Raw genomic sequence first — 12,515 nt, 5'->3', positions numbered from 1 at the left:
ATATAAAATCCCAACATATAATCAATTGAGATAGAGGTAGGAGACTAACTTCTGTCGGCCTCAAACCACCGTACATACGGTTCCATATACAGCGGTTCAAAATTATACGCAATTGTTCATAATCTTATCCTTAGGCTCTTCAATCCTTGTTTTCGCAGTATCCCTTTCAAAAAACTCTCTATTTGTATGCTTTCTCTCCAGCACCTAATTATTTCCTTAGATTTTCGACTCCAGTTCTTCGGTTCTTCCACTCCTTCCATAGAATCATTCTCAGTCTACGTGTAAACCCACCTTCAAGTTCTTTTAGTTTCGATGGTGTATCCATGAGTTTGTAGTATCCTCATTCAATAAAGTACTAATTCAATTCTTTTATTCGGTTTTCCATCTTTATATATTACTTTCTTAACATCATTTCCCGAGTTCTGCTTTGGATCTTAAAATACTTATTTGGAAAATACTGTTTTTTTAATTTATCTAGAATAATATTAGATAAAAGCAGAATCAATGGACCACCGTATACAAAATTTATCATAAGCCTCCTTGTGAAGTTCCTTCTGTGTTTAGGTTGACTAATCCTTGTCCATTATTCCTGCTTGTAGGTATGTATAGATTAATCTAAGATGCTTAATCTTTTGAGAGTGTGTCATCATAGGTCTGTCATAGTTTTACCTTATCGAAGAATTTTTCAAAATCTATGTCTATTACCACCTATAACCTTCTTCTATATAAACTTGCTCCAATCTGATTACATCATGTGAACGTTCCCCCAGACAAAATTCAAGACTTAGAAAAAGACGGAGCGTATATACTCGTTAGAACTTTGGAAATAGACTGTTGAAAAGAAAGCTTACCGCCTTCCTTCAGACTATGATATACCCTTATTTTAAGCTACAGCTACTATCACCCTTACCTTACAGTCCAGATCTTCACCTAGGTCGGGTACAAAAAACTTTCAGCCAGTTTGCCAACAGCTCCTTAAGTGTCAAATGCATATGTAACAGATCATTTTCCCAAAATAAAAATATAAAATATAAAATATAATTATATATTTTATATATAAATCACTATATTTCTCACTATAAAAGAGGTAATTTCACAAATGATAAAATCATCTAATACTGGAATCTCCCAGCTAAGTGCCCTACTCTTTCAACAGCAGAACTTAGCAAAATACCAGTAATCCTCCCTGCAGGGAATGCTCTTACAAACCTTTCATCTGGCCTACCAATAGCTCTTAAGTGTCAAATACATATATAACGGATAAAATTTAAAAATTTCAAAAAATATAAAATATATATTGCTTTTTTATATAAAATGTTATAAATTTACTTCGAGGGGGGTGAATTATATGAATGATAAAATTATCCAATACTGGAATGATCCAGCTAAACGTTCTACTCTTTCAGCAGCAGAACTTAGCAAAATGCCAGTAAATCCTGCAGGAGATGTTCTTGCAGAACTTTCAGACGCTGATCTTGATAAAGTAGTGGGTGCTACTGGTTGTGGTGGTACTTGTACATGGACAAAAGATTGCTCAATTTGTCCATCATGGTCTTGTTGGAGCTGGTCTTGCTAATAGCATAAGCTGTTCGAATCACGATCAGATGATTTAAACAGCTAGCACTATTACAAAAATACTTATTTCAGTTCTTTGCAATACCTTTAGAAAGAAGATAGCATTGCTATCTTCTTTCTAATTCTAAAGGTATTTTATATTTTTACATGATACCCCCAATCCTCTATTATTATTCTTGCATAATTATTAAAGATTTTATTTACATATAGGAGTGATCCCATGCTTGCAAATCAAGCTTTAAAAAAGGCATTTTTCATAGAAGAAAGAGTCCAAAAGAGCACAACTAGTAATCTCGCTCAAGAAATGCAGCCTGATGACTATTCTAATCTCCGGATCAGCAACTGGATAGACGGGATAGGCAAAAACGAAGATCTCTTTTTAAAAAACTTACATTTACATAATATAGAACACAAGGATTTATATAAAATAATGATAAGTAATAACTATGACTTCGATTCCAGTTCTGAGTGGCTTGCTATTGTTGGTGAATTAGAAAGATTTAATCATCAGGAACCGGAATTGCCACACATTCTCAAAAAAATAATTACTCTTAATCCAAATGAGCCAATTGCTTTTTTTAATTTTTTACTCCCCTTTTTAAAAATTGGGGTTGAGAGAATAGAAAAAGCAGTTTCATTATCTGAAAAAAAACATGGTTTCTCATTATCAAAAGAAAAGGTACTTTTCCAGCTTGTGCGTAATTTGGCCGAAACACTCAGCAAAGTGAGCTTCCGAACTCTAACTTTGGAATTGAATGTAGCAAGATTAAAAGAGCTTCTTGTCGGAGAAACACCTCAAGAGCGTTATAAATATTTTTCCTATACACTTTTAACCGATAAAAATTACTTAGCACAACTTTATAAGCAATACCCTGTCTTAGTAAGAATTCTTTCAGGAAAGACAATTAGATGGGCAGATAATTTTGCAGAAATTTACGATCACCTTCTACATGATAAGAAGACAATCGAACAGCATTTTTTTAATGGTACTCCTATAACGGCCATGGAGGATATAAAAACGAACATCTCCGATTCACACAACGGCGGGAAAGGAGTAGTTATCATAGAGTTCAACGGTAACAGGAATCTAGTGTATAAGCCAAGGCCTTTAAAAATCGATGAACAATTTCAACAGCTTTTGTGCTGGTTTAACGAACTAAAAGAGAAAAAATTGGAGCTTCTACCTATCACTCTACTAGATAGGGGTACATACGGCTGGAGTGAGTTTATAGAACATAAAGAATGCTCAACCGAACAGGAAGTAAACAACTTTTATCGTAGAATGGGATATTATTTGGCACTTTTATATTCTATAAATGCTATTGATTTTCACAACGAAAACCTGATTGCCAGCGGCGAATATCCAATGCTAATTGATCTAGAAACTCTCTTTAATCAAGATGCCGTACAGTCAACCGAGTCAGTTACTGCTCAAGAAGTAGCACTTAAAACACTAAGTCAATCTGTTTTGGCTACCAATATCCTACCAGTTTTCACGTTATTCAATAAAGCTGAGGGACGGGGCCTCAACATAAGCGGGATGGCTAACGGTGAGGAACAGATTTATCCTTCCAAAGTACCAGTTATCCAGTCGAATAACACAGATGAACAAAAAGTAGAACGTGGATACATTAAAATTCCTGCCAGCTCAAATTATCCAACATTAAATGGTAAAAAAGTAAGTGTCACTATGTATATAGATGACATGATGGCAGGATTCAAGGAAGCCTATGATTTACTGGCCGCGAACAAAGATTGCCTAAAAAATGAGATCAGCCGATTTAAAAATACAAAAGTAAGGCAGGTATTGCGGGCTACTAACAGATACGGAAACCTTCTCGCTATCAGCTATCATCCGGACTATTTACGGGATGGCCTAGACAGAGAGATGCTTTTAGGAAAATTATGGCTTGATACAGAAATGCAACCAGAATTAAAGCAGGTTCTTCTCGCGGAAAAAGCAGACTTGTTGGAAGGAGATATTCCGTATTTTACAACAGAACCAGGACAACCCCATATCTACGACAGCCACGGGCGTTGCTATGAAAACTACTATAAAACAAGTAGCTTGGCAAAAACACTCGAAAAAATAGATGGGCTTGGTCCAAAAGATTATGAAGAACAGCTACAAATTATTAAACTTTCAATGCTGGCACTTGAATCATCTCCATCAGATAAAAAGTCAAGTTACATCCCTTCCATTCCGGATAACCAAATAGATCGAGATCCGTTCTTAGAAGAAGCAAAAAGAGTAGCGGATTACCTGATAGATAAGTCTATACAAGGAACAAATAATGGACAAGAGGATGTCTCTTGGATCGGGACCCGCCTTACTGACAATGCAGAAAGCCTCTGGAGAATTGCTCCTCTAGGGAATGATTTATATGATGGAATAAGCGGTATTGCTCTGTTTTTTGGTTATTTATATAAATATACTAGAGATTCGAAGTATAGGGCCTATATACAAAAATGTTTACCTCCTATAAAAGACTCTCTTCAGGAGATATTAGCTTATCCTAAGTATGCTTCATTAGGCGCTTTTACTGGAGTATTATCTAATATTTATACGCTTAACCACCTAACAAAAATATTAGATGAACCTTCCTTAATGGAAGCTGTAAATAAAGTGATGCCAAAGCTCATTGAATCTATTCCATATATACAGGAAGTGGATATTATAGATGGTTCAGCAGGCTCACTTATTGTCTGTCTAGATCTTTACAAACAGACAGGAGATGAAATCTTCTTGGAAGCATCAAAGAAATTCGGAGAACATATTCTTCAAAAAGCTATACCTCAAACTATAGGCATTGGTTGGAAGATATCCGTCTCCGAAGATGCATTACCTGGTTTCTCTCACGGAACTTCTGGTATTGTTTGGGCCTTGCATGAACTTTATCAACTGACCGGGGAGCAAATGTTATATGATACCCTCAAACAAGGATTAGCTTATGAACGAAGCTTGTACATGGAAGACAAAAAGAATTGGGCCCTCCCAAGCGCTGCTGAGCTGCCTCAACTCCCTTGTGCTTGGTGTCATGGAGCATCGGGTGTAGTTTTATCTCGTCTGCTATTGAAAGAGGCAGGTTACTCCGATTCTCTTATTGACATTGAAATCAGAGACGGTTTAGAGACCATTATAAAAGAAGGATTCGGTAGAGACCATTCCCTTTGTCATGGAGATGTAGGAAATTTAGATGTGCTGTTGCTGGCAAGCAAAGTACTTAAAGAGGATATTTGGAAACAGTACAGCTATGCAGTAGGAGAACATGTATTGGATGAAATTCAACAAGGTGGTTGGAAAAGCGGTCTCCCTCAGTACCTAGAAACATATGGTGCAATGGTAGGCATTTCAGGTGTCGGCTTAGGACTACTTAAGCTTTATGATATAAACGGGGTTCCTTCAATAACTCACTTAGAATCTATAACAGCACTAAAATAAGTTTTGAATTTCAACTACCTATAGCTCTAGATATCTAGAGCTATAGGTAGTTTATAGGAGGTTAAATAATGTCATCTAGACAGAAGCAAAAAAGAATAAAGCGCTGGACAAATGTTCCGGTTATCAGGCAGGTGAGTCAAAACGAATGTGGGCCAGCCTGTCTTTCTATGATTTTTGCTTTCTACGAACTTAAAGTTCCTCTTTACATTCTTAGCGAAGAGTGCCAAGCATACAGAAACGGAGTCAGCGCATTAACTTTAAAGAACGTCTCAGAAAATTACGGATTCAAATGCCGTGCTTTTAAGATAGAAAAACTGGACCAACTCCATCAAATTACTTTGCCTGCTATCCTACACTGGGATCACAGCCATTATGTAGTTTTGGATAAAATCAAATCTGGATCAGCTATCATTATTGACCCTGCTCAAGGCAGAAAAAAAATAAACCTAACGGAGCTAGAGCAGCATTTTAGCGGAATAGTGCTTACGTTTGAATGCACAGAGCGAGTAAATAAGGGATCCAGTAATAAGAGCAGTAACAAAATGCTTCTCTATTACGCTATGATTAAACCGAAGTACAGCATTTTAATGATTATATTTTCCATCCTTGTTCAGGCCCTTAGCCTGACCGTACCCTTTATGATAGGTTATATTGTCGATAGGTATATGGATTTTGAAAAATCCTCTATAATCAGCAATATTTTTTTAATTATAGGAGCCATTTTTGTTACTAGCCTACTTTTTTCCTATATTAGAAGTATTCTATTTGCACAGCTTCAAAGACATATCAGTACTAAGCTATCTGCAGATTATCTAACACATCTATTAAAACTTCCGCTTACCTTTTTTGAACAACGGAATACAGGAGACCTTGCAACAAGACTGAACAATATCTCGATGATTCGGGAGATCCTATCAACTACCGGAATCGCAATAATTTTGGATGTAACAATGATTTTGATATGTCTAATTACCATGTTTACACAGTCAGTATTTTTAAGTGGAATAACCTTAATAATCGCCATAACTGAAATTTTTCTGATGCTTCTCTTTTTAGGTTCAATAAGAAGCTATTCACAACAAGAATTGGCGGTTCAGGGGACCGCTCAAAGTTATTTGATGGAAGGACTACGTAGCATTCTACTAGTTAAGTCTACACGAAGGGAAGACAAAATTCTTAATGGCTGGACAGAACTATTCTCGGAGCAAATGAATTACTTCTCCTTAAGGTTTTCTCGAAGTGGTCTTTTAAACAGCATTGTAAGCAGCATGGGCTTAGTTGCTCCGCTACTTCTTTTAATGCTGGGAATGAGGGAGATTTCTAATGGATTTATGACTATCGGTGCCCTAATAGCATTTAATTCTTTAGCTCTCTCCTTTTTAACGCCCATTAATTCTCTCATTACTTACTTTCAATCCTTTCAAATTTTGTTCAGTGCTTTTGAAAGGGTCTTTGATGTACTCTCTGCAAAAACAGAGCAAAATCTACAACTTAGCGGAAAAACAAAAATCGATTTTAAGAATACTCCTATAGTTTTTGATGATGTAAGCTTCGCCTATAAAGGAGAATCACCTGTCTTACATAACATTTCATTGAGTATAGAACCAGGACAAAAAATAGGTATTGTAGGACCGACTGGTAGTGGAAAAAGCTCTTTAATTAAATTACTGCTTGGGCTCTATTCCCCTTCCGAGGGCTCTATTTATTATGGATCAGAACATATGAATCAGGTGGATTATGAAGATTTGAGAACTCAGATTGGCATAGTCCTTCAGGAAACGTACCTGTTTAATGACACAATTTATAAAAATATATCTTTCTTCGAGGACTTACCTGTAGACCAATTGGAGCAAGCCGCCCAACTAGCATCACTACACGAGGATATCCTTTCAATGCCGCTTAAGTATAACACGGTTATCGGGGAAAACGGCCAAAATTTATCCGGGGGACAAAGGCAGAGATTAGCCATAGCCAGAGCTCTAGCTACGAGCCCTTCTCTTTTAATTTTAGATGAAGCAACCAGTCAAATGGATTCACTAACCGAGCAGAAGCTTAATGATACTTTCCGGAAAAATGGTATTACCCAGTTGGTTATCGCTCATCGTTTGGCAGCCATTACTGATGCAGATGCTATCATTGTTATGGATCAAGGGCGTATCGAGGCAATCGGCAGCCACGATACTCTGCTTAATGAATGTGAACTTTATCGCCTGTTGTGGTCACAACAAGCGAAAATGATAACATATAGTTAAAAAATAAACCCGCATCTCATCAGATGCAGGTTTATTTTTTTAATAAGCGTAAAGTGAGAATTAATTACTTAAAAGAGATAGTCTAATTTTATTGTACAAAATTTTTTCGTTGGATTAATCACGATCTATAATGTAAAATGCCTCTATATTCAAACAGGGGAACGATAAAAATTATTCTCTTCTCCATCTTCCCAAAAAACTCTGGTCTTTAAATTATCCTTTACACACTTTAATATTTGATGAATTGTATTATTAAGTACGGCACTAAAAAACAATAAAGCTCATCCTGTCTCACAAGACCAATTCAATCAGGTGCTGCTTCTTAGTATTCAAAGACAAAAAATATTTAGGGTGAAAAACTGCCCACAAAGCTTTTCAGTAGGAACTTTCGCACTTAGATTGACAAACTATAATTTATAGGAGGTGATTACTGAACTAAACTTTACACAATGACTAAATGAAATTTTTTATATAAATATCTCCTTTAGCTATTTCGTTTTTAAGGGCATAGAGATAGAATATGTTCTTAAAAACGAAATATCCAAAGTCTAATAAATAGACTTTGGATATTTCGTTTCATCTTTTACATCAAATTGTAGGTTATGCAAACATTTCCCCTAAAGGTCCAAAAAAGAACAAGATAGCTAAAACAACTACTGCTACCGCCATAATGGTAATAATGGTGCCTTTTTTCACTATAATTCCCTCCTTATTTTGGATAGGTATTTATTTCATTTCAGTACGCATGAAATTCCAGACTCCAGCTAAACTAAACAAGAGAAAACCACCTATTACTGCTAGGTACAAATCTTGGGTTGTCTGTGTAAATCCAAGTTGATTTTCGGGTGTCATAGCATAAGCAGGCTGTGACCAAGGATAATATCTTCCATACTTTGAACCTGTCACAAAGATATTCGGAATTATAAAAGCAAAATTCAAGGCAATTGGAAGAGAAAAGTTTTTCCATTGTATCGCCAGCCAGGTTTGAAGGGCTATAAGAGGCAGAATGGACAACCACCCATTTAGAAACATGCCTAAAAATTCGAAATATGGAAATGTTCCTGTCACCCCCATCACTTTCCCTAATATAAGGAAATACAAAAACATCATAACATTTGTCATTCCTACCAACAGCCAACCCCATATCATCTTTGATAGATAAAAGTATACTTTTGGAATAGGATAGGACAAAAGTTGCTTCCACCCCCCATTTGCATGTTCAAAACGGCAGAGTATTGCCAGATACACACTTGAAAGTAGTGGACAAAGAACAGTTCCATACAAAAACTCGACTTGGGTCCATGCCCCCGTCCATCCTACCATTCCATTCTCTTCAAAAACATGGATATGAGTAACATAGTTGGCCACTCCAACAACAGTAAGAAATAGAGGTGTTATCAGAATAATCAGCCAAATTTGCGTATAGTTCCTAAGCTTCAGCCAATCATTCCATAATACATCTTTAAACATACTCTTCCTCCTAATCTACTTCTCTATTGGAAAAATGTATCGATCCAATGATAGTGAAAAATAAGCCCATGCCAAGGCTAATCCAAACCCATTCCCACTGGTAATTAGGGGAATTAACTATACTAGAAAAATCAGTAATGATATTTTCATTTGAAAATGTTACTTGGTATGGCAGGACCCACGGAAGATATTGTGTAACCCCCGGCAGCTGAATCAAAAATAGCCCCAAGGCTATTCCTACTCCTCCCATCATCATCGGTATCGCCTGATTATTTAATACCATGGACATCCATAGCTGCAGCCCAATAAGAGCAAAAGAAGTCAGATATGGAAACATTGTAAAATAAAAGATTCTAGAGGCATTAAATGTAGCGCTCCCTCCAAATAAAAATCCAGAAAGGCACATAGCACCCATTAAAAATAACCCCGAAAATAGTACACCAAAGCATATCCACATGTAGCGCGTCCAATAGTATTGAGTCTTGGATATTGGCATAGAAAAGATAAGTTTCCACGACCTTGCCTGGTGCTCTAAATTAGCAATATACGAGCATAAAATTGTAACGGAAAGGTGGATAATAAAATAGTTGCCGTAAAATGTAATCATCCATATGGTACCCCAAATGTTATAACTCCTACCTTCCGAGACCTCCTGCTGTATATCACCAGCATTCAGCAAAAGTAGCAGAGTTACCCCTCCTACTAATACAGCAGGGAAAAATAGGACAAGTCCCCAAAACCATGAACGTTTTATTTTAACTAAATCGGACGAGAATATCGGTCCCATTATAAGCTCTGTCCTTTCCCTGTAAGATCTAAGAAGATATCTTCAAGTGACTTTTTCATACCTTCCAGGCGGGAGACTGTAAATCCGGCCTCTACTAGTACCTTGTTGGCTTCCCCAGCTATAGATGGTGAAGATTCTTGAATATACACAGTCCCTTCTTCTTCTTCAAAATTTGCCTCAATGCCTTTATGTTTAAGAGAACTAGCTGCTTCCAAGGGCTTATCGACTTTTATTTTAATTTTAGGTTCACTTTCTTTCCTTAGAACCTCAATAGAATCTTGAAAAAGCATCTTCCCATTTTGAATAATACCCACCTGAGTTGCCATCAACTCTATTTCACTAAGTAAATGACTTGAAACCAAAACAGTCATTCCAAACTTTGCAGGCATTTCTTTAATAAGTTCACGTATTTCATGAATACCAGCAGGGTCAAGACCGTTGGTTGGTTCATCTAGAATTAAAAGCTGCGGACGATTCAACAAAGCAGTTGCAATACCCAACCTTTGTTTCATTCCTAGGGAATAATTTTTAACCTTTTTATCCTTGGCACCTTCTAGCTGAACAATTTTGAGTACCTCCTTTACTCTATCTGTATTATCTATTCGCAGCAGTCGCCTGGCAGCTTCTAAATTTTCATATCCGCTGAGATGACCGTAGTAGGTCGGTGTTTCAACAAGAGATCCAATTTTCCCTAAAATTGACAAGCGATCCTTCTTTAAATCCTGATCAAATATCTTCACATCACCTTTAGTGGGGCGAATAAGACCAAGCAACATACGAATAGTCGTAGTTTTCCCTGCACCGTTCGGACCTAAAAATCCGTAAATCTCACCTTGACTGACTTTCATGTTTAAAGAATCTACAACTATATTTTTTTTGTAGGTCTTTGTGAGATTATTTGTATTGATAATTAGTGAGTTCATTTTGTATCTCCCTTCACTATTTAATTAAGGAATAATTACCGTCTAAGGAGTCACTAGTGCCCCACCTAAAGAGGCAAGACAAGCTGTAATATCCTGTATGGCTTTTTCAATCCGTTGAATAGAATTTATATCAATTGAAAGCTGGTCTTTTTGCTCATTTATACAGTTCATTATTTCTGCTCTTTCTTTTGAGTTAAAATAATCTTTTAATAATCCTGTCTCTTTCAGCAAATATAAAAGAACAACTGTCTGTTCATCAGGAACTTTATTATAGATGAGCTGAGAATGAATCATTTTAACAACTTGTTCTCGCGATTGATTAATCTCGGTGATTTTTCGTAGAGGTAGAAAAGGAACTTTTAAACCTAAGGTGATTGCCCCTTTTTTTTGCAGTTCTTGAAGAATAGAATTGTGTATCTTTCCTCGTAACCGGGTTTTGAAATGGAAATACTTAATCCAAGCTTTTAATTTTCTCGTTCTAAATGATTTGACAAGAATAAGGATAACTTGGTCCAAATAATCATCTCCAGTTGTATCAGCATCAACAACTATAACTTTTCCCTTTGTATCCAACTCTATTTTCTTTTTTAAAAGTAATTCAATAAATATAGCCCCAATGCTATATGTTTCTGTATAGGAACGATACTTCAAACGAAGATGATTCGCCCCTAATAGAACTATTTCTTCTGGCAAAGAAAGCCGATGTTCCATAAATTCACCCTCTATATTAAATAATGTTTAGATAGCTAAAGCCATACATGGAACCAATAGTGAATATAGTTGTCCAAACAGCTAAGCTAACAGTCATCCAACTTATCACTTGCGTCCGAGAGGAACCAAATGTTAAGGCCAAAACAGCAGCAATGTCAGTACCAACAAAAATTGGCGCAAGAAGCGCTAGACCTGGAATACCGTATCGCTCCCAAATTTTTCTGGATCTTGTTTCTTGTTTGGAGGGAGCCGTAATCCCTTTTGCTTTTCTTCTTTTTTCTCTCCATGCGTAAAATTGCTTAAAGAAAAATCCTAGTAGTAAAACTAAAAGCAAGTTACCAGTAAAAGCCACTATTGCAACTCCAAACGGTGGCAGCCCCCATGCCACACCGATAGGAACTACAATAGATACATCCATCCAAGGAGCGAAAGCAACAACAAAAATTACAACAAATTGCAAGACAGTCGATTGATCTTGTGCCCATTCAAGCATTACATCACTTCCTTTTTAATATTTATTTAATTTACGAACCGTCAGCCAATACACCAGGTATTGACCAATACCCAAAAATCCAATGGCGAAAAAGGGAGTAAGAACAAACTCAGAAAATAGGAAACAAATTCCTGCAGTAACCGGCAATCCAACTGAAAAGAAGATATAAACATTTCTACATGCTTTATGAGTAACCCATTGCTGCCCTTCGTCCATGTCAAGAAATTCGGAAGGAAGAAGCCCAGAGAAGCGGATTCTGTTTTCAGGATGTTTTTGGTTATAGTATCTTATCAGGATCGCCCAAATAAAAGTTAAGGCAGTAAGTAGAAAGAGACATATCCTAGCCAACAACTGTTTTTCATCCTGAGGATTATACAGAGAAAAAATAAAAAAAGTAACTAACAGAATAAATAAAAACAGAGGAACAATAGGAGATTTTATTAGTTTTTGTAACATTTTGCTCACCCTTTCTCTTCGAGGAAAAAAACTTCTTCTACTGTAACTTGAAAAGCTTTGGCAATTTTTAAGACTAACGTTATGGAGGGTGCATAATCCCCTTTTTCAATCAACCCAATCGTTTGTCTTGTGGCCCCAATTTTTTTAGCCAAATCTTGCTGAGACCACTTGTGACGTGCGCGCATTTCTCTGACTCTATTAATTAGCATCCCACTAACCCTTTCCATAAATTAACTAATTTTAGAATAAATTAAATAACTATAAATGTCAATAATCATTTTCATTTTGCAAAGGATAATTGCGTAAATATAAAAAAACACCCAAATTCATCATTTAAAAATATTTATTTAATAAAATATATATATATTAATGGTTTTTTTTTACTTTACATATATAAAATTAAAGC

10 protein-coding genes and 1 pseudogene are annotated in these 12,515 nt (G+C 36.2%); 3 read left to right on the top strand and 8 right to left on the bottom strand.

What is annotated here, in order from left to right:
- Window positions 1–208: 208 nt before the first annotated feature.
- Window positions 209–328: pseudogene (locus ABWK52_RS11095) on the bottom strand (group II intron maturase-specific domain-containing protein); the annotation flags it as partial.
- Between the two features lie 1,020 nt (window positions 329–1,348).
- On the opposite strand from ABWK52_RS11095, the gene ABWK52_RS11090 reads away from it, so the two are divergent.
- From ABWK52_RS11090 to ABWK52_RS11080, 3 genes are all read left to right on the top strand, one after another.
- Window positions 1,349–1,576: a mersacidin/lichenicidin family type 2 lantibiotic gene (locus ABWK52_RS11090; protein WP_098507774.1), complete on the top strand. Its 228-nt coding sequence runs from the start codon at window positions 1,349–1,351 to the stop codon at window positions 1,574–1,576.
- A 219-nt stretch (window positions 1,577–1,795) separates the two neighbouring features.
- On the top strand, window positions 1,796–5,017 hold the full coding sequence (locus ABWK52_RS11085) for a type 2 lanthipeptide synthetase LanM family protein (RefSeq protein WP_098541835.1): 3,222 nt from the start codon (window positions 1,796–1,798) through the stop codon (window positions 5,015–5,017).
- Window positions 5,018–5,085: 68 nt separating this feature from the next.
- On the top strand, window positions 5,086–7,269 hold the full coding sequence (locus ABWK52_RS11080; RefSeq protein WP_098507776.1) for a peptidase domain-containing ABC transporter: 2,184 nt from the start codon (window positions 5,086–5,088) through the stop codon (window positions 7,267–7,269).
- A 726-nt stretch (window positions 7,270–7,995) separates the two neighbouring features.
- On the opposite strand, the gene ABWK52_RS11075 is transcribed toward ABWK52_RS11080, so the two are convergent.
- From ABWK52_RS11075 to ABWK52_RS11045, 7 genes are read right to left on the bottom strand one after another with little or no spacing between them, the layout of a single operon-like run.
- A complete protein-coding gene (locus ABWK52_RS11075) occupies window positions 7,996–8,739 on the bottom strand; it encodes an ABC transporter permease (protein ID WP_098507777.1) in 744 nt (247 codons plus the stop codon).
- Between the two features lie 10 nt (window positions 8,740–8,749).
- A complete protein-coding gene (locus ABWK52_RS11070; protein ID WP_062821226.1) occupies window positions 8,750–9,526 on the bottom strand; it encodes an ABC transporter permease in 777 nt (258 codons plus the stop codon).
- Window positions 9,526–10,449, bottom strand: a complete 924-nt coding sequence (locus ABWK52_RS11065) for an ABC transporter ATP-binding protein (RefSeq protein ID WP_098541833.1) — start codon at window positions 10,447–10,449, stop codon at window positions 9,526–9,528. Before ABWK52_RS11065 ends, ABWK52_RS11070 begins: the two co-directional genes overlap by 1 nt.
- A 42-nt stretch (window positions 10,450–10,491) precedes the next feature.
- Window positions 10,492–11,160: a GOLPH3/VPS74 family protein gene (locus tag ABWK52_RS11060; RefSeq protein ID WP_098507779.1), complete on the bottom strand. Its 669-nt coding sequence runs from the start codon at window positions 11,158–11,160 to the stop codon at window positions 10,492–10,494.
- A 16-nt stretch (window positions 11,161–11,176) separates the two neighbouring features.
- On the bottom strand, window positions 11,177–11,653 hold the full coding sequence (locus ABWK52_RS11055; protein ID WP_098507780.1) for a small multi-drug export protein: 477 nt from the start codon (window positions 11,651–11,653) through the stop codon (window positions 11,177–11,179).
- 15 nt (window positions 11,654–11,668) lie between these two features.
- Window positions 11,669–12,109, bottom strand: a complete 441-nt coding sequence (locus tag ABWK52_RS11050) for a hypothetical protein (protein WP_098507781.1) — start codon at window positions 12,107–12,109, stop codon at window positions 11,669–11,671.
- A 5-nt stretch (window positions 12,110–12,114) separates the two neighbouring features.
- Window positions 12,115–12,318 carry a helix-turn-helix transcriptional regulator gene (locus ABWK52_RS11045; protein WP_098507782.1) on the bottom strand — a complete coding sequence of 68 codons (204 nt, stop codon included), beginning with the start codon at window positions 12,316–12,318 and terminating at the stop codon, window positions 12,115–12,117.
- Window positions 12,319–12,515: the final 197 nt, after the last annotated feature.

It is taken from the genome of Bacillus sp. AP50 (assembly GCF_040492675.1).
GTDB classification, from domain to species: Bacteria; Bacillota; Bacilli; order Bacillales; family Bacillaceae_G; genus Bacillus_A; species Bacillus_A cereus.
Note: the sequence above shows the minus strand (reverse complement) of the source record. Positions and strands in the feature narration are given on the sequence as shown.